Source organism: Streptomyces sp. NPDC005791, assembly GCF_042871485.1.
GTDB lineage: Bacteria > Actinomycetota > Actinomycetes > Streptomycetales > Streptomycetaceae > Streptomyces.
In genome coordinates this window covers 547,287-572,532 of the sequence record NZ_JBIAIP010000001.1, presented here as the reverse complement: position 1 = coordinate 572,532, position 25,246 = coordinate 547,287, and the positions used below count along the sequence as shown (strand labels likewise).

General features: G+C 71.5%; 24 protein-coding genes. 8 read left to right on the top strand and 16 right to left on the bottom strand.

The window, feature by feature from the left end; all coding sequences use genetic code 11:
• Positions 1-3: 3 nt before the first annotated feature.
• The gene (locus ACFYSH_RS02840; protein ID WP_359467282.1) at positions 4-249 is read right to left on the bottom strand and encodes an SCO4848 family membrane protein; all 246 of its coding nucleotides are present in this window, start codon (positions 247-249) and stop codon (positions 4-6) included.
• Positions 250-370: 121 nt separating this feature from the next.
• Between ACFYSH_RS02840 and ACFYSH_RS02835 the strand changes: the two genes are divergently transcribed.
• Positions 371-1,615: a D-alanyl-D-alanine carboxypeptidase gene (locus tag ACFYSH_RS02835; protein WP_359467285.1), complete on the top strand. Its 1,245-nt coding sequence runs from the start codon at positions 371-373 to the stop codon at positions 1,613-1,615.
• On the opposite strand, the gene ACFYSH_RS02830 is transcribed toward ACFYSH_RS02835, so the two are convergent.
• Entirely contained in the window at positions 1,563-2,495 is a 933-nt protein-coding gene (locus tag ACFYSH_RS02830) for a YihY/virulence factor BrkB family protein (protein WP_359467288.1), read from the bottom strand. The two genes, ACFYSH_RS02835 and ACFYSH_RS02830, sit on opposite strands and share 53 nt — an antisense overlap.
• 162 nt (positions 2,496-2,657) lie before the next feature.
• Between ACFYSH_RS02830 and ACFYSH_RS02825 the strand changes: the two genes are divergently transcribed.
• The gene (locus ACFYSH_RS02825; protein ID WP_359467290.1) at positions 2,658-3,416 is read left to right on the top strand and encodes a decaprenylphospho-beta-D-erythro-pentofuranosid-2-ulose 2-reductase; all 759 of its coding nucleotides are present in this window, start codon (positions 2,658-2,660) and stop codon (positions 3,414-3,416) included.
• A gap of 26 nt (positions 3,417-3,442) precedes the next feature.
• Here ACFYSH_RS02825 and ACFYSH_RS02820 read toward each other — a convergent pair whose 3' ends face one another.
• Both ACFYSH_RS02820 and trpS read right to left on the bottom strand, forming a co-directional pair.
• Positions 3,443-4,033, bottom strand: coding sequence for a 2'-5' RNA ligase family protein (locus ACFYSH_RS02820; protein WP_359467293.1), 591 nt, complete (start codon positions 4,031-4,033; stop codon positions 3,443-3,445).
• Between the two features lie 108 nt (positions 4,034-4,141).
• Positions 4,142-5,155 (bottom strand): tryptophan--tRNA ligase, encoded by a 1,014-nt coding sequence (gene trpS, locus ACFYSH_RS02815; RefSeq protein WP_359467296.1) that lies wholly within the window; start codon positions 5,153-5,155, stop codon positions 4,142-4,144.
• 191 nt (positions 5,156-5,346) lie between these two features.
• Here trpS and rocD point away from each other — a divergent pair, with 191 nt between their 5' ends.
• The gene (gene rocD / locus ACFYSH_RS02810; protein WP_359467299.1) at positions 5,347-6,552 is read left to right on the top strand and encodes an ornithine--oxo-acid transaminase; all 1,206 of its coding nucleotides are present in this window, start codon (positions 5,347-5,349) and stop codon (positions 6,550-6,552) included.
• 27 nt (positions 6,553-6,579) lie between these two features.
• Here rocD and ACFYSH_RS02805 read toward each other — a convergent pair whose 3' ends face one another.
• The 3 genes from ACFYSH_RS02805 to ACFYSH_RS02795 all read right to left on the bottom strand — a co-directional run bounded on the left by ACFYSH_RS02805 (position 6,580) and on the right by ACFYSH_RS02795 (position 9,583).
• Positions 6,580-7,767, bottom strand: a complete 1,188-nt coding sequence (locus ACFYSH_RS02805) for a glutathionylspermidine synthase family protein (protein ID WP_359467302.1) — start codon at positions 7,765-7,767, stop codon at positions 6,580-6,582.
• Positions 7,768-7,774: 7 nt separating this feature from the next.
• On the bottom strand, positions 7,775-8,050 hold the full coding sequence (locus tag ACFYSH_RS02800) for a hypothetical protein (protein ID WP_359467304.1): 276 nt from the start codon (positions 8,048-8,050) through the stop codon (positions 7,775-7,777).
• Positions 8,051-8,182: 132 nt separating this feature from the next.
• Entirely contained in the window at positions 8,183-9,583 is a 1,401-nt protein-coding gene (locus ACFYSH_RS02795) for a PLP-dependent aminotransferase family protein (RefSeq protein WP_359467307.1), read from the bottom strand.
• Between the two features lie 47 nt (positions 9,584-9,630).
• On the opposite strand from ACFYSH_RS02795, the gene ACFYSH_RS02790 reads away from it, so the two are divergent.
• On the top strand, positions 9,631-10,143 hold the full coding sequence (locus ACFYSH_RS02790) for a carboxymuconolactone decarboxylase family protein (RefSeq protein WP_388750523.1): 513 nt from the start codon (positions 9,631-9,633) through the stop codon (positions 10,141-10,143).
• Positions 10,144-10,220: 77 nt separating this feature from the next.
• On the top strand, positions 10,221-10,958 hold the full coding sequence (locus ACFYSH_RS02785) for an isocitrate lyase/phosphoenolpyruvate mutase family protein (RefSeq protein ID WP_388750520.1): 738 nt from the start codon (positions 10,221-10,223) through the stop codon (positions 10,956-10,958).
• 88 nt (positions 10,959-11,046) lie between these two features.
• On the opposite strand, the gene ACFYSH_RS02780 is transcribed toward ACFYSH_RS02785, so the two are convergent.
• The 4 genes from ACFYSH_RS02780 to ACFYSH_RS02765 form a co-directional block, all read right to left on the bottom strand.
• Complete coding sequence (locus tag ACFYSH_RS02780; RefSeq protein ID WP_359467315.1) at positions 11,047-12,036, bottom strand: malate dehydrogenase; 990 nt, start codon at positions 12,034-12,036, stop codon at positions 11,047-11,049.
• A gap of 178 nt (positions 12,037-12,214) precedes the next feature.
• Positions 12,215-13,261 carry a DUF2690 domain-containing protein gene (locus ACFYSH_RS02775; RefSeq protein ID WP_388750517.1) on the bottom strand — a complete coding sequence of 349 codons (1,047 nt, stop codon included), beginning with the start codon at positions 13,259-13,261 and terminating at the stop codon, positions 12,215-12,217.
• Positions 13,262-13,710: 449 nt separating this feature from the next.
• Positions 13,711-14,355 carry a DUF3017 domain-containing protein gene (locus ACFYSH_RS02770; protein ID WP_388750514.1) on the bottom strand — a complete coding sequence of 215 codons (645 nt, stop codon included), beginning with the start codon at positions 14,353-14,355 and terminating at the stop codon, positions 13,711-13,713.
• 23 nt (positions 14,356-14,378) lie between these two features.
• On the bottom strand, positions 14,379-15,257 hold the full coding sequence (locus tag ACFYSH_RS02765) for a bifunctional methylenetetrahydrofolate dehydrogenase/methenyltetrahydrofolate cyclohydrolase (RefSeq protein ID WP_359467322.1): 879 nt from the start codon (positions 15,255-15,257) through the stop codon (positions 14,379-14,381).
• 234 nt (positions 15,258-15,491) lie between these two features.
• Here ACFYSH_RS02765 and ACFYSH_RS02760 point away from each other — a divergent pair, with 234 nt between their 5' ends.
• The gene (locus ACFYSH_RS02760; protein WP_359467324.1) at positions 15,492-16,097 is read left to right on the top strand and encodes a hypothetical protein; all 606 of its coding nucleotides are present in this window, start codon (positions 15,492-15,494) and stop codon (positions 16,095-16,097) included.
• Between the two features lie 61 nt (positions 16,098-16,158).
• On the opposite strand, the gene ACFYSH_RS02755 is transcribed toward ACFYSH_RS02760, so the two are convergent.
• The 3 genes from ACFYSH_RS02755 to purN all read right to left on the bottom strand — a co-directional run bounded on the left by ACFYSH_RS02755 (position 16,159) and on the right by purN (position 20,032).
• The gene (locus ACFYSH_RS02755) at positions 16,159-17,631 is read right to left on the bottom strand and encodes a DUF2079 domain-containing protein (protein ID WP_388750510.1); all 1,473 of its coding nucleotides are present in this window, start codon (positions 17,629-17,631) and stop codon (positions 16,159-16,161) included.
• A gap of 186 nt (positions 17,632-17,817) precedes the next feature.
• Positions 17,818-19,389: a bifunctional phosphoribosylaminoimidazolecarboxamide formyltransferase/IMP cyclohydrolase gene (gene purH, locus ACFYSH_RS02750; RefSeq protein WP_388750507.1), complete on the bottom strand. Its 1,572-nt coding sequence runs from the start codon at positions 19,387-19,389 to the stop codon at positions 17,818-17,820.
• The gene (gene purN, locus ACFYSH_RS02745) at positions 19,376-20,032 is read right to left on the bottom strand and encodes a phosphoribosylglycinamide formyltransferase (protein WP_359467330.1); all 657 of its coding nucleotides are present in this window, start codon (positions 20,030-20,032) and stop codon (positions 19,376-19,378) included. The genes purH and purN overlap by 14 nt, the downstream gene beginning before the upstream one ends.
• Before the next feature lie 238 nt (positions 20,033-20,270).
• On the opposite strand from purN, the gene ACFYSH_RS02740 reads away from it, so the two are divergent.
• Positions 20,271-21,236 (top strand): hypothetical protein, encoded by a 966-nt coding sequence (locus ACFYSH_RS02740; RefSeq protein WP_388750504.1) that lies wholly within the window; start codon positions 20,271-20,273, stop codon positions 21,234-21,236.
• A gap of 39 nt (positions 21,237-21,275) precedes the next feature.
• On the opposite strand, the gene ACFYSH_RS02735 is transcribed toward ACFYSH_RS02740, so the two are convergent.
• Positions 21,276-22,907, bottom strand: coding sequence for a DUF6350 family protein (locus tag ACFYSH_RS02735; RefSeq protein ID WP_388750843.1), 1,632 nt, complete (start codon positions 22,905-22,907; stop codon positions 21,276-21,278).
• A gap of 149 nt (positions 22,908-23,056) precedes the next feature.
• Here ACFYSH_RS02735 and ACFYSH_RS02730 point away from each other — a divergent pair, with 149 nt between their 5' ends.
• On the top strand, positions 23,057-24,262 hold the full coding sequence (locus tag ACFYSH_RS02730; RefSeq protein ID WP_359467336.1) for a helix-turn-helix domain-containing protein: 1,206 nt from the start codon (positions 23,057-23,059) through the stop codon (positions 24,260-24,262).
• 99 nt (positions 24,263-24,361) lie between these two features.
• Here ACFYSH_RS02730 and sucD read toward each other — a convergent pair whose 3' ends face one another.
• Positions 24,362-25,246: a succinate--CoA ligase subunit alpha gene (gene sucD, locus ACFYSH_RS02725; protein WP_031083789.1), complete on the bottom strand. Its 885-nt coding sequence runs from the start codon at positions 25,244-25,246 to the stop codon at positions 24,362-24,364.

The following is a 25,246-nucleotide window of genomic DNA, read 5'->3' as shown; positions in this document are numbered from 1 at the left end:
ACGTCATCTGCCTGCGCGACGCAAAGCCCTGACACCACGGAACCCGATGACCCCTACAGCCGTCCCCAGAAGAAACGAGGTGACGGCAAGCAGGAGATGGACCCAGAAGTACGCAGTCGGGTCGCCCGCGTCGTCGAACGCGAGCCCGCTGCCGTCCTTCCACAGATTCTTGACAAAGGTGACCCAGATGACCCAACTCCACGCTCCGAAGACGAGCAGGAACCAGGAAACGGGGCGGCTGAGCTTCATGGGTTCAGTATCGCCGTCGCGCTCCGGGGCCATCGCACGGGGTGGGCTGTCCCGGCGGTATGCGCGGCGGTTCAGGCCATCCGGGTCCCCGTCCTCAGCGACGCCCTGTACGTTTCCGATCGTGCCTGCCTTGAAAAAGATCGTGATGACGGTCCTCTCTGCTGCGTTGTTGTCCGTATGTGTCGTCAGTCCCGCGGGGGCCGCCGACAAGGACAAGACCGGCGACAAACAGCCGAAGCCGACCGGCCCGATGTCGACCGTGGGCGGTGAGCGGCTGGGCAAGGTGGGCACCCAGGTCGACCTGGGGCCGGGCGCCCCGGTCCTGCCGAAGGACCTCAGCGCACGGTCGTGGATCGTCGCCGACGCGGAGAGCGGTCAGGTGCTCGCGTCCCACAACGCGCACTGGCGGCTGCCGCCCGCCTCCACCCTGAAGATGCTCTTCGCCGACACGGTGCTGCCCGCCCTGCAGCCGAAGAGCCTGACCCACCTGGTGACCGAGGAAGAGCTCGCCGGCGTCGGCGAGGGCAGCAGCCTGGTCGGCGTCAAGGAGGACCACTCCTACACGGTCCACGACCTGTGGCTCGGTGTGTTCCTGCGCTCCGGCAACGACGCGGTGCACGTGCTGTCCGAGATGTACGGCGGAGTGCCCGCGACGGTCGCCGCCATGCAGCGGCATGCCGAGGAGCTCCAGGCCCTGGACACCAGGGTCGTCTCGCCCGACGGCTACGACTCCCCCGAGCAGGTCTCCAGTGCGTACGACCTGACGCTGTTCGCCCGGAGCGGGATGCAGAAGGCCGATTTCCGGGAGTACGCGGCGACGGCGACGGCGACCTTCCCCGGCGAGCAGAAGAAGGGCAAGAAGCGGGAGAGCTTCGAGATCCAGAACACCAACCGGCTGATGACCGGGGACATCGGGGTGGAGCCGTACAAGGGCATCGCGGGCGTCAAGAACGGTTACACCACCCACGCGGGCAACACCTTCACCGGTATCGCCGAACGCGACGGGAAGGTGCTGCTGGTGACGGTCATGAATCCCTCGGCCGAGGAGAGCCACGCCGTCTACAAGGAGGCCGCCCACCTGCTCGACTGGGGTTTCGCCGCCGGCGGCAAGGTGACCCCGGTCGGCGAGCTGGTACCGCCGAAGTCCGCCGTGCCCGCGAAGGGCTCCGAACCGGCGTCGGGCGCGGACACGGCCCAAAAGAAGGAGCACGCGGCGGCGGCGGCCGCCGCCCCGGTCGGCTCCACCGGGGTGTGGACCGCGCTGTCGGTCGTCGGCGGGGCGCTGCTCGTCCTGGCGGCCGGAGTGTTCCTGGTCAACCGGCGCTGGCCGCTGCCCGACCTGGTGCGCCGCCTCCCCCGCCGCTGACGCCCGCCCCCTCCCCGCCCACCGCGCTCCTCCTGCTCGGTGTCGCCGTCCAGGCGGCGCAGACCAGCAGCAGCTTCGCGCTGAAGTTGATCCACAGGAGCAGCGCGACGGGCACCCCGAAGGCGCCGTACATGCTCTTCGACGCGACGTCCCTCATGTAGCTGCCGAGCAGCAGCTTGAGCAGCTCGAAGCCGACCGCGCCGACCAGCCCGGCCACGATCAGCCGCCGGCGCGGCGGTTCCACCCCGGGCAGCAGGGTCAGCAGGTAGAGCAGGATGAGGAAGTCGGCGAAGACCGCCACGGCCACGGCTGCCACCTGCAGCAGCACCCCGCCCACGCCGTTCGCGGGAATGCCCAGGCGGTCGGCCGTCCAGCCGATGGCCGTGGAGGCGACCGTGGACACGGCGAGTGTCACGAGCGCCGCCCCGCCGAGACCGAGGAGCAGACCGGCGTCCTTGAGCCTGCGGACGACCGGGTTCCCCTCGTCCACGTCGTCCTTCTCCCACACGGCACGCAGACAGTCCCGCATCGAGCCGATCCAGCCGATGCCGGTGAACAGCAGCAGCACACCGGCGACGACCCCCACCGTGCCCGCGTGGGCCACCAGGTTGTCGATGCCGAGCTGGTCCGAGATGCCGGGCACCTGGTCGGCGAGCTTGTCCTTGATCGTGCCGAGCTGCTGCGGGGAGAGCAGTGCGGCGCCGACCGCCGCGCCGACCGCGATCAACGGGAAGAGTGCCAGGAAGCTGAGGAAGGTGATCGCCGCGGCGAGCCTGGTCCAGTGGGCCCGGTCCAGTGTCTCGTAGGAGCGCCAGGCGTGGGTCTCCATCAGCCGTGCGGCGAGCGGCCCGATCACGGGGAGGTTCTTCAGCCAGTCCATGACGTACGCGTACCCTCCCGGACACGGAAAACCGGCGTCCGGGGCCTCCTGAGCCACCAATCACCCATTTCGGTGAGTGCTGTAACAAATCCCTCAAAAGGGTTTTCTCTGGCGATACGGTCACGATCACGTCTGTCGGCCATCCCCGCTTGGAGTTTTCCCGTGAAGGACGCCTTCGGTGCCCCGCAGTCCCTGCTCGTCCTCGGTGGCACCTCGGAGATCGGCCTGGCCACCGCGCGGCGGCTGATCGCCCGCCGCTCCCGGACCGTCCTGCTGGCCGGACGGCCCTCCCTCGCGCTCGAACGCGCCGCGGCCGGCCTGCGCGAGCTGGGCGCCGATGTCCGGACCGTCGCGTTCGACGCGCTCGACTCCGCCTCCCACGAGGAGGTGCTCGGCAAGCTCTTCACCGAGGGGGACATCGACATGGTGCTGCTGGCCTTCGGTGTCCTCGGTGACCAGGCGCGCGACGAGGAGGAACCGCTCGCCGCGGTCCGGGTGGCCCAGACCAACTACACGGGGGCCGTCTCCGCCGGCCTGGTGTGCGCCGGCGCGCTCCAGGCCCAGGGGCATGGCTCGCTGGTGGTGCTCTCCTCGGTGGCCGGTGAACGCGCCCGGCGCGCCGACTTCATCTACGGCTCCAGCAAGGCGGGCCTTGACGTCTTCGCGCAGGGCCTCGGCGACGCCCTGCAGGGGACCGGGGTGCACGTGATGGTCGTACGTCCCGGCTTCGTGCGGTCGCGGATGACGGCGGGGCGCGAGGAGGCGCCCCTCGCCACCACCCCGGGAGCGGTCGCGGACGCGATCGTGGCGGGGCTCCGGCGGGGCTCGGAGACGGTGTGGGTGCCCGGTGCGCTGCGGGTGGTGATGTCGGCCCTGCGGCACGTGCCGCGCCCGCTGTTCCGGCGGCTGCCGGTGCGCTGATGCCCCGGCTCAGGCAGGCGCCGGGCTCAGGGGCGCAGGGACCGCTGGTCCATGGAGCTGCCGCCCTGGGCCGGTACGACGGACGCGCCGCCGCCGGCCCCGAACGGGAACTCGTCGATCTTGCGCCAGACGCCGTCCGCACCCTGCTCGTACAGTGCGAAGGAACCACAGGTCCAGGCCGCCTCGTACGACGAGAGCTCCTCGTACGCGCGGTCCATGGCCTCCTCCGCGATGCCGTGCGCCACGGTCACGTGCGGGTGGTAGGGGAACTGCAGCTCGCGCACCAGGGGGCCGGAGGCCTCCCGGACCCGCTTCTGGAGCCAGGAGCAGGCCGAGGCGCCCTCGACGACCTGGACGAAGACGACCGGCGAGAGCGGCCGGAAGGTTCCCGTCCCGGACAGCCGCATGGGGAAGGGCCGGCCGGCCGTGGCGATCTGGGAGAGGTGCGCCTCGATCGCCGGCAGGTCGGCCGACTCGGCCTCCGTCGGCGGAAGGAGGGTGACGTGGGTGGGGATGCCGTACGCGGCAGGGTCCCCGAAGCTCGCGCGCCGCTCCTGGAGCAGGCTGCCGTACGGCTCCGGGACCGCGATCGAAACGCCGAGCGTTACGGTCCCCACATCGTTCTCCTCAATAGTCGAAGATCGCTCTTCGGTCCTGGATCGCTCTTCGGACGTGCCGACGCCAGTGTCGCCCTTTTGGCCGTGCTCCCGCCAGGGCCCTTGGACTCAGTGCTTCGCCGGCAGAAGACCCATTCGATCGTACGTCTGTGCGAGCGTTTCGGCTGCGACGGCCCTGGCCTTCTCCGCCCCCTTGGCCAGCAGGGCGTCCACGGTCTCCGGGTCGTCCAGGTACTCCTGGGTGCGGGTCCGGAACGGAGTGACGAACTCCACCATGACGTCGGCGAGCTCGGTCTTGAGTGCGCCGTACCCCTTGCCCTCGAACTTCTGCTCGAGATCCGGGACGGCGGTGCCGGTGAGGGTGGAGTAGATGCTCAGCAGGTTGCTGACGCCCGGCTTCTCCTCCGGGTCGAAGCGGATCACGGTGTCCGTGTCCGTCACCGCGCTCCTGACCTTCTTGGCGGTGACCTTCGGGTCGTCCAGGAGATTGATGAGGCCCTTCGGCGTCGACGCCGACTTGCTCATCTTGATCGCCGGGTCCTGCAGGTCGAAGATCTTTCCCGTCTCCTTGAGGATGTACGGCGCCGGGACGGTGAACGTCCGGCCGAAGCGGCCGTTGAAACGCTCGGCGAGGTCCCGGGTGAGCTCGATGTGCTGCCGCTGGTCCTCGCCGACCGGAACCTGGTCGGCCTGGTACAGCAGGATGTCGGCGACCTGGAGGACCGGGTACGTGAAGAGACCCACGGTCGCCCGGTCGGCACCCTGCTTCGCGGACTTGTCCTTGAACTGCGTCATGCGGGACGCCTCGCCGAAACCGGTGAGGCAGTTCATGATCCAGCCGAGCTGGGCGTGCTCGGGGACATGGCTCTGGACGAAGAGGGTGCACCGCTCCGGGTCGAGCCCGGCCGCCAGCAACTGGGCGACCGCGAGCCGGGTGTTGTCCCGGAGTTCCCTCGGGTCCTGCGGCACGGTGATCGCGTGCAGGTCCACCACCATGTAGAAAGCGTCGTAGGACTCCTGCAGCGCCACCCACTGGCGGACCGCACCGAGGTAGTTGCCGAGGTGGAACGAGCCTGCGGTGGGCTGGATTCCGGAGAGCACGCGGGGTCGATCAGAGGCCATGCACTCATTGTCTCAGGTGTCGAACCGATCTCCGGCAACCGGTGGAGGAAAGATGCGGGGGCGCGGGGAGGCGGGCCGGTGGTGTCCGGCGTCAGGCGCGCCGCCCGGGCGAGGTTTCCCCGTCCTGGATCCGACCGACGATAGACAGTGGGCACCACCCCCGCCCACGCCGCACGACGAACGGAGATCCCGTGTCGACCACGGACACCGCCATCGCCTCCGCCGAGGCGCACAGCGCGCACAACTACCACCCGCTGCCGGTCGTCATCGCCTCGGCGGACGGCGCCTGGATGACCGATGTCGAGGGGCGCCGCTACCTCGACATGCTCGCCGGCTACTCGGCGCTCAACTTCGGACACGGCAACCGGCGCCTGATCGACGCGGCCAAGGCGCAGCTCGAACGCGTGACCCTGACCTCGCGCGCCTTCCACCACGACCGGTTCGCCGAGTTCTGTACGCGGCTCGCCGAGCTCTGCGGCATGGAGATGGTCCTCCCCATGAACACCGGGGCGGAGGCCGTGGAGACGGCGGTGAAGACGGCCCGCAAGTGGGGCTACCGCGTCAAGGGCGTCCCCGACGGGATGGCGAAGATCATCGTCGCCGCCGACAACTTCCACGGCCGGACGACCACGATCGTCAGCTTCTCCACCGACCAGGAGGCGCGGGCCGATTTCGGTCCGTACACGCCCGGGTTCGAGATCGTGCCGTACGGGGATCTGACCGCGCTCGCCGGAGCGATGACGGAGAACACCGTCGCGGTGCTGATGGAACCGATCCAGGGCGAGGCCGGGGTGCTGGTACCGCCGCCCGGCTATCTCGCCGGGGTGCGGGAGATGACCCGGGAGCGGAACGTGCTGTTCATCGCGGACGAGGTCCAGTCGGGTCTGGGCCGGACGGGCCGGACCTTCGCGTGTGAGCACGAGGGCGTCGTGCCCGACATGTACGTCCTGGGCAAGGCGCTGGGCGGTGGCGTCGTGCCCGTGTCGGCGGTCGTGTCCTCCGCCGCGGTCCTCGGCGTCCACCGGCCGGGCGAGCACGGCTCCACCTTCGGCGGGAACCCGCTGGCCTGCGCGGTCGCCCTGGAGGTGATCGCGATGCTGAGGACCGGCGAGTTCCAGCAGCGCGCCACGGAGCTGGGCGACCACCTCCACCACGAGCTGGGGCTGCTGACCGGCGGCGGCGCGGTGCGGGCCGTGCGGGGCCGGGGCCTGTGGGCAGGCGTCGACATCGCCCCGGCTCTCGGCACGGGCCGCGAGATCTCGGAGAAGCTGATGGGCCGCGGGGTGCTGGTCAAGGACACCCACGGCTCCACGATCCGGATCGCCCCGCCCCTGGTGATCAGCAAGGAGGACCTGGACTGGGGCCTGGACCAGCTCCGCGGCGTACTGGCGGGCTGAACCGCCCGGATCAGTGGGAGGGCCGGCTCAGAGGATGACGTGGGGCAGGAAGCGGGCGTACTCGTCCGTGATCAGCCCCGCCGATTCCCGGATGCCGAGCCCGGCGGACTCGTCCTCGACCACCCAGGCGCCGAGCACCACGCGGTTGCCCGAGAAGTCGGGCAGGGGCGCCAGCTCCTGGTAGCAGCAGGGCTCGTCACGCCGCACCGGTGCGCTGCCCGGTTCGTGGACGGTGACCCCGGCGCCCTCACGGCCCAGCAGCGGCTTGGCGACGTAACCCGCTCCGTCGGGTCCGGCCAGTTCGCGGGGTCCGTCGAGATAGGCGGGGAGGAGGTTGGGGTGGCCGGGATACAGCTCCCAGAGGATGGCCAGCAGCGCCTTGTTGGAGAGGAGCATCTTCCAGGCGGGCTCGATCCAGCAGGTGCTGCCGGTGCCTCCGCCGTTGTCGAGGGTGTCCAGCACGTGCGGGCCGAAGCGGTCCGACGCCAGCCATTCCCACGGGTACAGCTTGAAGCAGCTCCGGATGAAGCGGAGCCGCTCGTCGACGAATCGGCCGGACAGCCTGTCCCAGCCGATCCGTTCGACCGAGAGCGCCTCGGTGTCGATGCCGGCCTGCTGGGCGGTCTCCCGTAGGTACGCGACCGTCATCAGGTCCTCGCCCAGCTCGTCGCCGTCGGAATGGGCGAAGTGCAGGGGGCCCGGCGGCAGCAGTGGGGCCTGCCGCTTCCACGCGTCGACGAGACGCTCGTGCAGGGAGTTCCACTGGTCGGCGCCGGGGAAGCGCTCCTCCATCCAGAACCACTGGGGGCTGGCCGCCTCCACCAGCGAGGTGGGGGTGTCCGCGTTGTACTCCAGCATCTTGGCCGGGCCGGTCCCGTCGTACCGCAGGTCGAACCTGCCGTACAGGGACGGCAGTTCGGCACGGCGCCGCCAGGACTCGGCTATCAGGCCCGCCAGCCGGGTGTCGGTGATGCCGAGATCGGCGAAGCGGTCCTGCTCGACGATGTGCGCGGCGGCGGCCAGGCACATCGTGTGGAGCTCCTCCACGACCTCTTCCAGCGCCTCGACCTCGGGCAGCGAGAAGACGTAGTAGGCGCTCTCGTCCCAGTACGGGCGCAGGGAACCGTCCGGATAGCGGGTCAGGGGGTAGATCAGCCCCTGCTCCTCGACGGTCTGCTGCCAGCCGGGACGCGGTTGCGTGGTGCGGCGTTCCACGGAGGTCTCAGCCGCCGCTGGAGCCGGAGGAGCCGAAGCCGTCGCGTTCGACCGCGGACTTGTCGAAACTGCCGCCGGAGACCCGGTTGTTGTGGCTGCTGCCGCCGTAGTAGTACTTCCCGCTGCCGGTGCTGTCCTCGCACTCGTAGCTCGGGAGGACCTCCTGGGTCACGGGATCGACGCACCGCTCGTCCGGCTCCGAACTGCACGCGGTGAGCGTGGCGGCGAGTACGCCCATGCCACCGAGCACGACGGTGCCCGACCTCAGCTTGCGCCTGATCATGTTCTGTTCTCCCCCGTCGTACCCACGGGCCGGTGTCCACCCACCCGCCCCTTGCCAGTCAGATTAGATGCACGGGGCGGGCGGCTGAAACCCGGTGCCGCTCATCCCTGCCGCTCGTCCCGGAATCCGCGATCACGGGAGCACCCTGCAGAGCGCGTCCAGCGCCCCGGCCCAGCCGCTCTCCGACGGGGTGCCGTAGCCGATGACCAGCCCGTCGCGGACCGGCTCCGCGTCCGGATGCCGGAAACGCGAGAGCCGCTCCAGAGCGAGCCCCTGCCAGGTGGCCGCCTGGACGACCGAACGCTCGGTCCCTTCCGGCAGTTGGAGCACGGCGTGCAGGCCCGCCGCGATGCCGCTCACCCGGAAGTCCGGCGCCCGCTCGGCGAGCACCGCGACCAGCTGGTCGCGGCGGCGCCGGTAGCGCAGCCGCATGGCCCGCACATGCCGGTCGTACGCCCCTGAGGCGATGAACTCCGCGAGGGTCAGCTGGTCCGGTGCCCCGGACATCCAGTCGAAGCCGCCCTTCGCCTCGCACACCTCCTCCACCAGGCCCTCGGGCAGCACCATCCAGGCCAGGCGCAGTCCGGGCACCAGTGACTTGCTGGCCGTGCCCATGTAGACGACCCGTTCCGGATCGAGCCCCTGGAGCGCCCCCACCGGCTGGCGGTCGTAGCGGAACTCGCCGTCGTAGTCGTCCTCCAGGACCAGTCCGCCGGAGGACCTCGCCCAGTCGACCGCCGCGGCCCTGCGGTCGGGATGGAGCGGGACGCCCGTGGGGAACTGGTGGGCGGGGGTCAGCAGCACCGCGCCCACGCCCGGACTCCCGCCCAGCTCCCCGGTCCTGGCCCCGAGGCCGTCCACCGGGAGGCACGGCGTGCGCAGGCCCGCCTCGGTCAGGAGGTTCCGGTGGATGTCCAGCCCGTACGACTCGACGGCCGCCTCCCGCACCTGGCGGCGCCGCAGCACCTTCCCCATCAGCGTGAGCCCGTGGACGAACCCGGAGCAGATCACGATGCGTTCCGGGGCCGCGTACACCCCGCGCGCCCGTGCCAGGTAGTCCGCCAGCACCGTCCGCAGCTCGACGCGGCCCTGCGGATCGTCGTAGCCGAAGGCGGCGTCGGGAGCCGTGGTGAGGGCGCGCCTGGCCGCCTTGAGCCATTCGGCGCGGGGGAAGGACGAGAGGTCCGGTGACCCGGGCATCAGATTGTGGGTGGGCCGCCGGCGCACCTGCCGACCCCTGGCCCCCCGGGCAGCCGGTGCCGGCACGGGGGCCCGCCGCGCGACCCTGGTCCCCGAGCCCTGCCGCGCGGTCAGCCACCCCTCGGCCACGAGCTCGGCGTAGGCGTCGGCGACCGTGTTGCGGGCGATCCCCAGGTCCACGGCGAGCGTCCGGGAGGAGGGCAGCCGGGTCCCGGGCGCCAGCCGGCCGGAGCGCACCGCCTCCCGCAGAGCGCTCATCAGCCCGCTGCGCAGGCCCGCGCCGACCGGTTCGATATGCAGGTCGGCGCCGAAAGCGGCCCAGGAATCCGTCATGGAAATGGACCATACCGCTGCGCCATCAGCCCAGTAGCTTCGTACCCATGACCACGCACACGCATCACCCCGCGCCCACCGACAACGCCCCTGAGCACCCCGCCCGTCTGCAGTGGGCTCAGCTCGCCCCCGACGTCTACAAGGCCATGGTCCGGCTGGACGTGGCGGCTCGTAAGGGGCTCGATCCGACGCTGCTCGAACTGGTGAAGATCCGTGCCTCGCAGCTCAACCACTGCGCCTTCTGCCTGGACATGCACTCCAAGGACGCCCTCGCGGCGGGCGAGTCCGTCGAGCGGATCATCCAGCTCAGCGCCTGGGAGGAGTCGCAGCACTTCTACACGGAGAAGGAGCTGGCGGCGATCCGGCTGACGGAGGCGGTGACGGTCCTGACCGACGGTTTCGTGCCCGACGAGGTCTACGCGAACGCCGCCGAGCACTTCGAGGAGACCGAGCTCGCCCAGCTGATCGCCGCCATCACGGTGATCAACGCCTGGAACAGGTTCGGGGTGACCGCCCGGCTGACCCCGGGGCACTACACGCCCGCCGACGCCAAGCACTGAGAGCGACGGGGCGAGTGACACCGCGGCCTCGCTCCTGTCGGACCACCGCCCCGCGTTCCTCCCGTCCCGGAGTCTCGATGAACGAGCCTGCTTCCGTCTTCCGCGCCCTGCACCACGGACGCCGTCCAGCCGATCCGCTGGTCCTGCCCGGCCCCTGGGACGCCGCGAGCGCCCGGGTGTTCGAGGACGCCGGATTCCCGGCCCTGGCCACACCGAGCGCCGGCGTGGCCGCCTCCCTCGGGTACGCCGACGGGCGGACGCCCGCCGCCGAGATGTTCGCGGCCGTGGCACGGATCGCGCGAGCGGTGTCCGTTCCCGTGTCCGCGGACGTCGAAGCCGGATACGGCCTGGCCCCGGACGAACTCGTCGAACGCCTCCTGGAGGCCGGGGTGGTCGGCTGCAATCTGGAGGACTCGGCCGACGGCGTCCTGGTCGACCCACGGCGGCAGGCCGACCGGCTGGCGGAGGTGCGCGCCGTCGCCGGCGGGCGCCTGTTCGTCAACGCCCGCGTCGACACGTACGTCCACGGGAACCCCGACGCCACGGACGTGGTGGCGGACACGATCGCCCGTGCCCGGCTCTACGCGGAAGCCGGCGCGGACTGCGTGTATCCGGTCATGGCCCCGGCCGACGCCCTTTCCCGTGTGGCCGCCGCGGTGCCGGTCCCGCTCAACGCGCTCGGCACGCCCGAGGACCCGTCCGCCGTTCGCCGGCTCGGAGAGCTGGGCGCCGCACGGATCACCTTCGGTCCTCAGCTGCAGCGCCGGGCCTCCGACGCCGTGCGCGGCCTCGCCGACCGGCTGCTCGGCCGCTGACCCCGCGTATGAGGGCGCCCCCGTCAGCAGGTGCTGACGGGGGCGCCCTCATACGGCTCCGGAGTCCGGCCCGGGGGCCGGTCTGCGGTCAGATCAGGCCGAGCTCGCGGACCGCGTCGCGCTCCTCGGTGAGCTCCTTCACCGACGCGTCGATGCGCGCGCGGGAGAACTCGTTGATGTCCAGGCCCTGGACGATCTCGTACTTCCCGTCCTTCGTGGTGACCGGGAAGGAGGAGATGATGCCCTCGGGAACGCCGTAGGAGCCGTCCGACGGGATACCCATCGAGGTCCAGTCGCCCGCGGCGGTGCCGTTGACCCAGGTGTGCACGTGGTCGATGGCGGCATTGGCGGCCGAGGCGGCCGAGGACGCGCCACGGGCCTCGATGATCGCGGCGCCACGCTTGGCGACGGTCGGGATGAAGGTGTCGGCCAGCCACGCCTCGTCGTCGACGAGCTCGGCGGCGTTCTTGCCGGCGATCTCCGCGTGGAAGATGTCCGGGTACTGGGTCGCCGAGTGGTTGCCCCAGATCGTCAGCCGCTTGATGTCGGAGACGGCGGCACCGGTCTTGGCGGCCAGCTGCGAGATCGCACGGTTGTGGTCCAGACGGGTCATCGCGGTGAAGCGCTCGGCCGGTACGTCCGGGGCGGCGGCCTGCGCGATGAGGGCGTTGGTGTTGGCCGGGTTGCCGACGACGAGGACCTTGATGTCGTCCGCGGCGTTGTCGTTGATGGCCTTGCCCTGCGGCTTGAAGATGCCGCCGTTGGCGGACAGCAGGTCGCCGCGCTCCATGCCCTTCGTACGGGGGCGGGCGCCGACCAGGAGGGCGACGTTGGCGCCGGCGAAGCCGACGTTGGCGTCGTCCGTGATCTCGATGTTCCGCAGCAGCGGGAAGGCGCAGTCGTCGAGCTCCATGGCGGTGCCCTCGGCGGCCTTGAGACCCTGCGGGATCTCGAGGAGTCGCAGGTTGACCGGCACGTCCGGGCCGAGCAGGTGGCCGGAGGCGATGCGGAAGAGCAGCGCGTAGCCGATCTGGCCGGCTGCGCCGGTCACGGTGACATTCACGGGAGTGCGGGTCATGGCGATCTCCGTTAGACAGCTGGCGGCGGTGGGGGTTCCTGCCCCTGGTGCTGGACACCTCTGAATCTTGATGTGAAGAGATATCCAGCGATCAGGCTATCGGACCCTTGCCGCCCGGGCCGCCCGCCCCCCTGTGGGGCCGCACACAGCCGGTCACGGAGCGCAGCGGCCCCCCTCCTCACTCAGGCGTGGTGCAGCCGGTCGCGCCGGAGGCGAGGGTCGCGCAGGCCTTCGCCTCGGAGGCCTGCCTCACGGCGACCATCGGGGTGTACGCCTCGGCGCCGGCGCGCACCGTGCCGGCCTGCTCCGACGCATCCGAGGTGATCTTCACGGTGTCGCCCAGGGCCGCCCGGGTGACACGGGCCCAGGCGGCTCCGCAGGTCTCGCTGTAACGCACCTCGACGAGGCCACCGCCGACGGTCGCCCGGGCGACCGTGCCGGCGAACTGCCCGCCGCAGCCCATGGCTTCCGGGTCCTCCCCGGTGCAGTCCGTGCCGCTGCACCCGACGCCGGAGGGCAGCTCGGGCGCGCTCGTCGTGGGCCCGGCCGACGGTGTCGCCCCGGCCGCGGCGTCGTCGTCCCCGCCCAGATCGGTGAGCAGCACCGCCCCGGCCATGAGCAGGAGCGCGCCCACGAGGCCCGTGAGGAACAGCGTCACCCTGCGGCGGCCGCCCCCCGGCCGTCCTTCGGACGCGTCCCCGCCGGAGTCCGGTGCGCACACTGGCCGCGGCTGCTGCGGGATGTGCGCAACCGCGCTCCGCCGGGCGGGTACGGACAGCGGCGGACCGAGGTCGCGCCCTTCCTCTCCTGGCCCCGCGGCGGTGGACACCCCCGTCCCGCCCTGGCGCACGGCACGCCCGCCCGCCACGGGAGCCGCGGCCACGCCCGCCTCACCCAGTGCGGCACGCGCCTGGGAGATCCTGATGGCCTCCATCGTCATGTCGTGGCGCATCTCGGAGCGGCTCCAGGCCCGCTCGGCCAGTTCCCACATGGTCGTCAAATGGTGCTGCTGCGTACCCGTGGCCTCGGCGAGTGCGACGATCGCCCCCTTGGGCGCGAGCAGCCTGCCGTTGAGATAGCGCTCCCACGACGTCCTGCTGTAACCGGTGCGGTCGGCGACCGCGGCCAGGCTCATCCCGCTGCGGTCCACCAGTCTGCGTAACTGGCCCGCGAACTCCCGTAGCTGCGGATCGAGTTCTTCCGGTAGTGACTTCCAACGAGGCATTGCTTCCCCCCAGTCGATTGCCCCGAACCCACTGAAAAAATGGGAACAGTTGTTCACCCTCCCGGCGCGCCCCGTTCCCCGGCGCCGAGTCCTTCCCCCCTGCCGTCGGAGCGGTCGGCCCGCGCCCCGAACTACCCAGAAGGATGCACGGAGCCAGGGTGCCAGTTCCGGACAAAGGGGCGCACGGGTGCATTCGGTAGGAGCGGGCACTCCGTTGTGCGCCGTAGCGCGTACCGAACCGGATCCCCACCGTGGCGCGACGATCACACGATGGCGGAATGGTCACCTCCGTGCCACAGGCCTCATGCCCCCCTTGAAGCCGGCACCTCATGTCCATGACGCTTGTTCAGGGACAGGGCAATGGTGCTCAAGTCACCGCATTCCGGCGCTTCTCGCGGCGGCGCCCTGTCCGGTGTCCGTCCCTTCTCGGGGGAGGGGACGGACACCACTCAACGGACGGTGAAGCGGACCACGTCCTGCAGGAAGGGCACGTTCAACCACGGCTTGGGCTGCGCCATCAGCGCGAGGAGCACGATCAGCGCGCCCATCAGGCCGTACGTCACCAGGTCGGTGAACCGCGACCGCACGGCCAGCATGCCGACGGAGGGGACGACCCAGCGCAGTACCGCCCCGGCGAGCAGCGCGACGCCCATCAGCATCACGCCGATCCTGAACGCCTGGTCGAAGGGGTCGGTTCCCACGATCAGCAGGCCGAGCCCGGCGGTGCAGAGCACCGACAGCAGCGGCCACTGCCGGGCGGGGGCGGGTGCGTCGTGGGGGGCCGCCCTGCCGCCCCCCTCGGGACGCGCGGTGTCATGGGTCAGCGAGAAGCGGCGCGAAGGCTCCCGCGTCGATCCGCCGGCCCCGGCTGCCTCGTCCGTCTCGGCCGCCCCGTCGGTCTCGGCCGCCCGGCCCGTATCCGCTGCCCCGTCCGTATCCGCCGCCCTCTCCGAATCGGCCGCCCTCTCCGAATCGGCCGCCCCGTCCACCTTGTCCGTCCCGTCCGCCTCGACGGTGACGGGTGTGCCGGCTTTCCGGGCCGACGCGTCCGCGTGCGTACCGTCCGCGTCCGCCGGACTCGTACCAGCGCCCATGACGTTCCTCCGGTCGGTCCGGGTCAGCCGGCGGATGCGGCGGAGGCCTCGTGGGCGGCGCGCTCGGCGGCCTCGACCACGTTGACGAGCAGCTGGGCCCGGGTCATGGGGCCGACACCGCCCGGATTCGGGGCGACCCACGCGGCCACCTCGGTCACGCCCGGGTGGACGTCGCCGACGATCTTGCCGTTCTCGTCCCGGCTGACGCCGACGTCCAGCACGGCCGCGCCCGGCTTCACGTCCTCGGGCTTGATCAGGTGGGGCACACCGGCGGCGGCGACGATGATGTCGGCCTGCCTGAGGTGCGCCGAGAGGTCACGCGTGCCGGTGTGGCACTGGGTGACGGTCGCGTTCTCGGACCTGCGCGTCAGCAGCAGCGGGAGGGGGCGGCCGATGGTGACGCCCCGGCCGACGACGACCACATGGGCGCCGTTGATCTCCACGCCGTGGCGGCGGAGCAGGGTGACGACACCCTGCGGGGTGCACGGCAGCGGACCGCTCTCGTTGAGCACGAGCTTGCCCAGGTTCATCGGGTGCAGCCCGTCCGCGTCCTTCGCCGGGTCCATCAGCTCCAGGATGCGGTTGGTGTCGATCCCCTTAGGGAGGGGGAGCTGCACGATGTAACCCGTGCAGTCCGGGTTGGCGTTGAGCTCCCGTACGACCTCCTCGATCTCCTCCTGGGTGGCTGTGTCGGGGAGTTCGCGCTGGATGGAGCCCATGCCGACCTGGGCGCAGTCGCGGTGCTTGCCGTTCACGTACCAGCGGCTGCCCGGGTCGTCGCCGACGAGCAGGGTTCCCAGGCCGGGTGTGATGCCCTGCGCCTTGAGGGCCGCCACGCGGACGGTCAGATCGGACTTGATCGCAGCTGCGGTGGCCTTGCCATCGAGAATCTGGGCAGTCATGACCCCATCCTCCCGGATGACCCCGCCCACGTACCAATCCGGTCCTGCCACGTGGACGAGAGATTGCACTTGCACAACACATTCGGTATTCGGCTGGACAAAAAGTGGACGTCACGACGACGATAAAGCCCGCATAACCGCGGACAGTGTCGGGGGGACCACCGTTCAGATTGCACATGTTTCCTCCGCGCGGGCCGCGTCGTCCCCAGCACTTCCCAACGGAGGAATACAGCGATGAGCTTCGGCGACCCCAACAACCCCTACGGCCAGCAGCAGGGTGGGCAGCCGGGCGGGCAGCAGCCGGGCTACGGCTACCCGCAGCAGGCCCCCCAGGGTGTTCCCCAGCAGGGATACGGCTACCCGCAGGCACCGCCGGTCCAGGGCGGCTACGGCTTCCCCGGCGGGCCCACCGAGATGCCCGGCGGCGTCAAGGCCGCGCGCGTCATGCTCTTCGTGATCGCCGGCCTCCAGGTCATCGGCACCTTCTTCGTCGCCCTCGCCGCCGTGGCCGTGAACGCGGCCAAGGACGATCCGACGCTGCAGGAGGACGTCCAGTTCCAGCAGCTCGCCGACTACTCGGGCAACGCGCTGTGGGGCATGGCCGTCTTCGCCTTGCTGTGGGGCGTCCTCGCCGTCTTCCTCGGCGCCAAGTTCGGCAAGGGGGGCAACGGGATCCGCATCACGGCCATCGTGTTCGGCGTGATCACCGCGATCCTCGGCATCTACCCCTTCATCGTGATCGGCCTCGTCCACACGGTCCTGGCCATCCTGGTCGTCGTGTTCGTGGCGAAGGCCGACGGCGGCGCATGGTTCAACCGCCAGCAGCAGCCGCAGCACTGATCTTCCCCGCGCACCCGCGCATGAAGGCCGCAACACCCGCGCATCGGCGGGTGGGCGGCCTTCAGCCGTTCGCGGGGGCCGCCGCGGGCACCGGGGTGGTCCGCTGCATGACGACGAAGGAGCCGGCCTTCTCGGTGATCCGGTAGCGCGCCTCCGGGTGGAGTTGCTCCGCGTACTCCACCGGGTCGTCGATCGGCCGTGACCAGCCGAAGTCCAGGTTGATCGCGACGACGTCGGGCGCGGTGCCCGGCGCACCGCCGATCCAGTAGACCGTGCGGTCCGCCGTCAGGTGGGCCATCAGCGTGATGTCCGTCTCCACCCTCGAGCCCACGGGGATGGCCTCCAGCGCCTCTTCGGCCGCGTGGGTGCGCGCGTCGGCGCGATACGTCTCGGGGCGCAGCAGGTCACGGAGCGGCAGGTGCTGGGTGAGGGCGACGGCGATCGCCGCGGTCATGGGGACGGCGACGTTCGCGTACGAGACGAGCCAGGGCCGGTTCGACTTCCGGCTGCGGCGGACTCCGTCGGCCATCGCGAGGAAGACCACCGGCATCAGGATGGCGCTGTAGTGCCAGACCATGCCCCAGTGGTTGGAGTCCTGGGAGAGCAGACGCCAGCCGATCGTCGGCAGGACGAGCAGGATCAGCGGCGAGCGGAGTGCCATGAAGGCGGTGATGCCGACCAGGAAGACCAGCATCTCCAGCTTGACGGAGGAGTTGAACACGCCGAGGACGGAGTCGAGCGGGGAGACCTCCTGCCCGCCGTTCTCCTCGATCTTCTTCCAGTAGTCGTACGTTCCCGCGCTGCTGGCCGCCGGTATGAGCACCAGTACGGTCAGCGCGAACGCGACCACGCCGAAGGCCGCCAGCAGGAAGCCCTGGAGCCGCCGCCCGTACAGGGCCAGGAGTACGCCGACGACGGTGACGGTGACGCCGAGGTCCTCCTTGACCAGGACCAGCGGCAGCGACCACAGGACGACGGCCCGCCACCGCTCCATCAGCAGGGCCCGGCAGACCAGGGCCAGCAGCGGGACGGCGAGGGCTATCTCGTGGAAGTCGGACTTCACCGCTTCCTGGAGCCCCCAGGACAGGCCGTACGCGACGGTGGCGCAGAGGCCGGTGCGGCCGCCCAGGATCTGCTGGACGGTGCGCCCGACGACGACCGCGGAGGCGGCGAACAGGGCGGCCTGGGCGAACAGCAGGGCGAGGGCGGAGGGCCAGATCCAGTAGAGCGGGACCAGGAGTGCCACCACGGGACTGAAGTGGTCGCCGAGTATCAGATAGCCCGGGCCCTTGATGTCCACGACCGGGGCGTCGAACCCGGCGTACGCGCGCACCTCCTGCTCGAAGATGCCCAGGTCCCAGGAGGGCGACTGGAAGTGGCTGAACCGCAGGTACCCGTAGAGGAAGTAGAGCGCGCACAGGACCACGGCGGCGATCAGGTAGGGCCTCAGCGGCGCCGGGTGCGGCGTGTCCGCGCCCGTCACCGGGGGCTGCTCCCCGGGCACGTCGGTTTCGCTCTGGTTCAGGTCAAGCACGATGCCCCCGCAACGGAGTCCCTCACTGGTCACTGCCGGTCGCACCGGACCCACCCGTTACGGCCCGACAAGGCCATTCATTAGAACAGAGGGACGAGTGACCTCCGTACGCCGGGACGCACGCCGGAGAGCACCGCAGGCCGCACCCGGAGGGGGTGCGGCCTGCGGCGTGTCACTGCGGCGTCGTCAGTGGAAGAAGTGGCGCGTACCCGTGAAGTACATGGTCACGCCCGCCTTCCGCGCGGCCTCGACGACGAGCTCGTCGCGAACCGAACCGCCCGGCTGGGCCACGGCCTTGATACCGGCGGCGGTCAGGATCTCCAGGCCGTCGGGGAAGGGGAAGAAGGCGTCGGACGCTGCGTACGCGCCCCGGGCCCGCTCCTCGCCCGCCCGCTCGACCGCGAGCTTCGCGGAGTCGACACGGTTGACCTGGCCCATGCCGACGCCGACCGAGGCGCCGTCCTTGGCGAGCAGGATGGCGTTGGACTTGACCGCGCGGGAGGCCTTCCACGCGAAGGCGAGCTCCCTGAGCTCGTCGGCGGAGAGCGCCTCGCCGGTGGCCAGGGTCCAGTTGGCCGGGTCGTCACCGTCGGCCTGGAGCCGGTCGGTGACCTGGAGGAGCGCACCGCCGTCGATCGGCTTGATCTCCAGCTCCGAGGCCGGGGCCTCGGGGCACCGCAGCACCCGGATGTTCTTCTTGCGGGCCAGCACCTCGACGGCGCCGTCCTCGTACGCCGGGGCGACGATGACCTCGGTGAAGATCTCCGCGACCTGCTCGGCCATCTCGACGGTCACCGGCCGGTTGACCGCGATGACGCCGCCGAACGCGGACAGCGGGTCACAGGCGTGCGCGTTGCGGTGCGCGGTCGCGACGTCGTCGGCGATCGCGATGCCGCACGGGTTGGCGTGCTTGATGATCGCGACACACGGCTCGGTGTGGTCGTAGGCGGCGCGGCGGGCGGCGTCGGTGTCCGTGTAGTTGTTGTAGGACATCTCCTTGCCGTGCAGCTGTTCGGCCTCGGCGAGGCCGCCGGCGCCGGAGGTGTAGAGCGCGGCGGGCTGGTGCGGGTTCTCGCCGTAGCGCAGGACGTTCTTGCGCCCGAAGGTCTCTCCGAGGAATTCGGGGAAGCCCGAGTCGCCGGAGGCGGCGTAGTCGTCCGCGAACCAGGAGGCGACGGCGACGTCGTACTCGGCGGTGTGCCGGAAGGCCTCGGCCGCGAGCCGCTTGCGGGCGCTGAGGTCGAAGCCGCCCGCCTCGACCGCGGCGATGACGTCGGCGTAACGCTCCGGGCTGGTCACGACCGCCACGGACGGGTGGTTCTTGGCGGCGGCGCGGACCATCGACGGGCCACCGATGTCGATCTGCTCCACGCACTCGTCGTCGGACGCGCCCGATGCGACCGTCTGTGTGAACGGGTACAGATTGACGACCACGAGGTCGAAGGGCTCCACACCGAGCTCGGCGAGCTGCTCGCGGTGGGTGTCCAGGCGCAGGTCGGCGAGGATGCCGGCGTGCACGCGGGGGTGCAGCGTCTTGACGCGGCCGTCGAGGCACTCCGGGAAGCCGGTGAGCTCCTCGACCTTGGTGACCGGCACACCGGCGGCTGCGATCTTCCCGGCGGTGGAGCCGGTGGAGACCAGCTCGACACCGGCCGCGTGCAGACCGCGGGCGAGGTCCTCGAGCCCCGTCTTGTCGTAGACGCTGACCAGGGCGCGGCGGATGGGCTTATTCACCGGGGTGGGGTTATTCACCGACATGACCGAGATGAACCTTTCGTCCCTCAATGCGATAGCCGTCACGGGCGAGCCGCCCCACGGCCTCGACGAGCAGCTTGCGCTCGACTTCCTTGATGCGTTCGTGGAGGGCGGCTTCGCCCTCCACGGTTTCCTCTTCGGTCACCTCGACCACGCCCTGCGCGATGATCGGACCGGTGTCGACACCGTCGTCGACGAAGTGGACGGTGCACCCGGTGACCTTCACGCCGTACGCGAGTGCGTCACGGACGCCGTGGGCGCCGGGAAAGCTGGGGAGCAGGGCGGGGTGGGTGTTGACGACACGGCCGCCGTACTCGGCCAGGAAGCCCTTGCCCACGATCTTCATGAATCCCGCGGACACGACGAGGTCCGGGCGGTGTTCCGCGACCGCCGCGGTCAGGGCCGCGTCCCAGGCGTCACGGTCCGCGTACTCGCCGACCTTGCACACGAAGGTGGGAAGCCCGGCGCGCTCGGCGCGCTCGAGGCCGACGGTTCCGTAGCGGTCCGCACCGACCGCGACGATCCGGGCGCCGTAGCCCTCCGGGTCGTCACCGATCGCGTCGAGGAGTGCCTGGAGGTTCGTGCCCGAGCCGGAGACGAGCACGACCACGCGGGCCGGAGCGGCGGGGGGAGGCGGGGAGGCCACGGCAGGGCCCTTTCTCGCGTGGCACAGCGGTACGCGATGTGCAGGAGGTGCGTTTGTATGGTCGTACGAAAGAAGCTCGTCCCGCGATACGGGGAACTCTACGAACGGTCCGACCGTCAGCAACGATACCGGCACACCCGGCGGCCCCCACGGGACGGGGGCGTGACCGGGAGGTAGCGTCAGGGGACAGGGAACCGCCCCCGGGCGGAAATGACGAGATGGGGAAGACGTTCACCACATGCCGGACCGCCTCCGCACCGCCCTTGGCCACCCGCTGCCCGAGCGGGCATCCACGCTGATGCGGGAACGCCAGTCCTCATCGCCGGACTCCTCGTCGGGCTCGGGATCCCCGTCGGGACCGGGGTCCTCCGGGTCCTCGTCCGGGTCCTCGGCCCCCGGGTCGTCCTCGTCGTCGTCACCGGGCTCGTCGTCCGGGTCGTCGAACGGGTCGTCCGACGACAATCCGTTCGCGGCACCGCCGGAGGACCGGCCCGACCAGCCCTGGCAGCCCCGCCACCCCTCTCACGCGCCCGGAAACCACGGCGCCGGCGGGAGCGGTGACGGCGGCGAAGGCCCCTCCGACAACCGCCCGGTCTGGGGCAGCCAGTGGAGCGACCGGCAGCCGGGCCGCCAGGGCGGCGGATTCGGCGGCCGTCCCGGTGGCACCGGTGGCCCGAGCGGCCAGGGCGGTGGGCCCGGGGGAAATCCCGGCGGGCCGCGCTGGGATCCGACCGACCCTGCGCAGCGGCGCGCGCGCTATGCGGTGCTGGGCGGCATGTGGGCGTTCTTCTTCGCCCTCTTCGACTTCCCCGAGATCGCGATGCTCCTCGGCGCCCTCGCCGTGTACTGGTCGGTCAGCGCCCTGCGCGGCGGGCCGCGTAAGCCCCCCTCCGGCGCGGGGCCGGCCGCGGCCTCCACGGGCGGCGCGGACCGGGCGGCCGCCTCCCCGCCGCCGGGGGCCGCGGCCGGAACCGCGCCGGGTGCCATCCAGGGCAGCAGCAGCCGCCAGCAGACGACGGCGGCCGTCAGCGGGCTGGTGACGGCGCTGCTGGCCCTGTCGATCGTGGCCACCGGCTACACGGTCCAACTGGTCTACCGCGACTACTACACCTGTGTGAACGACGCGCTGACCAAGACCGGCGCCCTCTCCTGCAACGACAAGCTGCCCGACCCGCTGGAGCCCTTCTTCGGCGTGAAGAAGTAGCCCGCGCGGAGCAGTAGTCCGCCGGCATCGGAGCGCCCGCTACGGCGTTGCCTCCTGGCCGGGTTCCGGAAGCCCAGACGCTTCCGGAACCCGGCCGTTCGGCGTATCGGGCCCGGACGCGGGGGCGGCGGGCGTCGGAGCGGGCGCGGGTGCGGGGGGCGACGCGGACGCGGGGGGCGCCTCCGCCGGGAAGTCCGCCATCAGCCCGCCCGAGTTCGCCTTGAGCACGGCCCACCGCGCCTCCCTCGCCCCGTCCTCGTGCCATGAGTCGGCCGACAGGAAGTCGTACGGTTCCGCGCCCCTGCCCTCTCCCCCTTCCCCGGACTCCTTCTCCGGTTCCCGCTCCCGTTGCGCCTCCGGTCCGGCCTTGACCGGTTCGGCCTTGACCGGCTCCGCCTTCGCCGCGTCCCACCGCCAACCCCACCGGCGCTCCCTCAGCCGCCACGCCCTGGACAGCAACGCCGCCGGTACACCGAGCACCGTCGTCCACGCGAGGGCGGCCGGGCCCACCAGCCACCACACGGGGCCGAACTCCGCCAGCGCCCCGGTCCCCAGCGGGCCACCCGACGCCGCCGCCAGCAGCGCCGCACCGACACCGCAGCCCACGGCCGCGAGCCCGGCCACCAGCGCGGTCCGGCCCTGGCCCCACGCCGTCTCGCGCTCGCCGTGCACCGGGGCCGCCTCCCGGGCGACGAACCGGGCGACGGCCAGGCCGGCCAGGACCGGCACCCCGACCGCCGCCCAGTTCGCCGCCGTCCCCGGGCCGTGCGACGGCACCGCGGCGAGCAGCGGGAAGTCCGGCAGCGCGGGAGGCCCGGTGAAGGCGAGCGGGGTGGCCATGGAGTCCGTACCGAGGGCGAAGCCGGGCCCGAGACCGTAGGCGGCACCCCACGTCGCCGCGTTCGGTACGAGCGCGGCGGCCAGCAGGAGGACGGAGACACGGCCAGCCCAGTCCCCCGCCAGGCCCAGGAACGACTCCCTGGCGGCCCCGGCGTGCCACACCAGCGCCACCGCGACCAGCAGCGCCCCGCCGACGATCAGCATGAGCACACCGGCGGCCGCCGACCGTAGGGCCACCACGGCCACGGCCCGGAAACGCGGGCGGGCAGCCGCTTCCTGCAGTCCGAGCGGCGCCCAGACCAGCAGCGGGGCCAGCGGGCGCCCCCGTGCCGCCCACACCCCCGCGGCGGCCGCGCCGGTCACCACGACGGTGACGGGGAAAGCGATCGAGGCTTGGTCGGCGGAGAGCCCGCTGTCGCGCGCGTACGCCGCCGCGACCAGCACCACCAGCAGGTATCCAGCGCTCACCGCGCAGAACGCGCCGAGCGCGGAGTGTCCCCCCGAAGCCTTTCCGCCGGTCTCCACCGACTCCCTGGCGGACCGGTGCACCAGCCACACCGGCAGCACGGCGAGCAACAGCGGGACCGTCGCCACGGGCGCCGGGTGCCCTCCGGCGGCGTCGGCTCTGACGAGTTCGGCGCCGTGGGCGAGCAGCCACAGCCCGGTCGCCACGTGGAAGGCCCCGCCGGGCCCGCTGTCGGGGTACGGAGAACTGATCCACAGCAGCATCACCAACACCGCCACGGAGCCGAGCCCGAGCCCCGCGGCCAGCGCCCCGCGCACGAAGGCGGTGGCCAGGGCCGTGGACCTGCTCCGCTCGGCCGGCAACATCGGGCTGAGCTCCGTCACTTGGGTCACGCGGTCATGCTGCCAACGACACGCGCTTATTCCGTGTAACGGGCGAATAGCCGCTGTGTCGCCCAATATACGTTTATGTACTTTTTCACCCAGTGCAGTGTCACCGGGAACGGAGGCCTGGCATGACGCGGAACAGCACCGGTCCCGCCGCCCCCGCCGCCCCGTTGCCTTCCCCCAAGGAGCGCCGCAGGCTGCGCGAGGCCAGGGCACTGAGTGAGGAGCAGGTCGCGAACGCCGTGGGCGTCACGCCCGCCACCGTTCGCGCGTGGGAAACAGGGCGCACCAGCCCGCGGGGCCGCCGCCGCGCGGCCTACGCCAGGCTGATCGGCTGCGCCGAGCACCGCCCCGCGCCGCAAGCGCCTGCCCGGACGGCCCCTGCCGTGGACGTCCCTGCCGCCGACACCCCGGTCCCTGACCCGCCTGCCCCGGACGCCCCCGCTCCGGACGCCCCTGCCCCCGGCTGCCCGGCCGCGGGCGGGGAAACGCGGGCCGAACCCGTCCCGCAGCCCGGGGAAAGCCTCACGGCCGAGGCGGCGTACGACATGCTGTACGGCCGCACAGCCCTCGGCCTCACCCGTCAGACGTATCTGCTGACAGGCCGCCGGAGGCTCGCCCGGGAAGCCGTCGAACACGCCTTCCGGATGGCATGGCAGCGCTGGCCCGAGGTGGCCAGGGACCGTGACCCGGCAGGCTGGGTCCGGGCCGTCTCGTACGAGTACGCGATGTCGCCCTGGCACCGGCTACGCCGCTCCCACCGCCGGGCCGACGCACTGCCCAAGGACCCGGCCCGCAGGGCGCTGCTCGACGCGCTGCTCGACCTGCCGCCGTCGTACCGGCGCACACTGCTGCTCCACGACGGTGTGGGCCTGGGTCTGCCGGAGACCGCAGCGGAGACGGAGGCAAGCACGCTTGCCGCGGCAAGCAGGCTGATGAACGCGCGAGCCGCCGTCGCCGAGCGGCTGCCCGGGCCGGCGGAGCCCGGTGGGCCGCCCCCGCTTCTCCGCGACCAGCTCGAGGAAGTCGCTCTCCTGGAAGAGGTACCTCCACCGCCCCCCGCCTCCGCCGTCCGCGCGGGCGGCGAGCGCCTCGCGGCACTCTGGACCCGGGCGGCGCTCTGCTTCGGGGTGCTGCTCATCGGCGCGACCGCCTTCACGCTCCACACGGCGCCCACCCGGTACGAACAGCCGCTGGCACCCGCCGAACGGGTCGGCGGCGTCCCCCTGCCGGGCGGACCGGAGAAGCTGACACCGCAGGACCTGAAGCTGCAGAAAGCACTGCGGAGCAAGCTCACGCACGGACCGGAGCGGCTGGTTCCGCGCATCCCGTGACGCAGGACCTGACCTGACCGGTACGTGAACGGCGCGGGCCCGCACCCCTTCGATGAGGGGTGCGGGCCCGCGCCGTTCACACGGTGACGCAGGGGGCGGTCAGCCGCCGAGGATCTCGCGCGCCAGCTTGGCGGTCTCGGTCGGCGTCTTGCCGACCTTCACGCCGGCGGCCTCGAGGGCCTCCTTCTTGGCCGCTGCGGTGCCGGAGGAGCCGGAGACGATGGCGCCGGCGTGGCCCATGGTCTTGCCCTCCGGGGCCGTGAAGCCCGCGACGTAGCCGACGACCGGCTTCGTGACGTTCTTCGCGATGTAGTCGGCGGCACGCTCCTCGGCGTCGCCACCGATCTCACCGATCATCACGATGAGGTCCGTCTCCGGGTCCGCCTCGAACGCCGCGAGGGCGTCGATGTGCGTCGTACCGATGACCGGGTCGCCACCGATACCGACGGCGGACGAGAAGCCGATGTCACGGAGCTCGTACATCATCTGGTAGGTCAGCGTGCCGGACTTGGACACGAGACCGATGCGGCCGGGCTTGGTGATGTCGCCCGGAATGATGCCTGCGTTGGACTGGCCGGGGGTGATCAGACCCGGGCAGTTCGGGCCGATGATCCGGGTCTTGTTGCCCTTCGCACCGGCGTACGCCCAGAAGGCCGCCGAGTCGTGGACGGCGATGCCCTCGGTGATCACGACGGCCAGCGGGATCTCGGCGTCGATCGCCTCGACGACGGCGGCCTTCGCGAAGGCCGGCGGCACAAAGAGGACGGACACGTCGGCGCCCGTCTTCTCCATCGCCTCCTTGACGGAGCCGAATACCGGGACCTCGGTGCCGTCGAAGTCGACGGACGTGCCCGCCTTGCGCGGGTTCACGCCACCGACGATGTTGGTGCCGTCGGCCAGCATGAGCTTGGTGTGCTTCATGCCCGTGGCGCCGGTCATCCCCTGGACGATGACCTTGCTGTCCTTGGTGAGGAAGATAGCCAT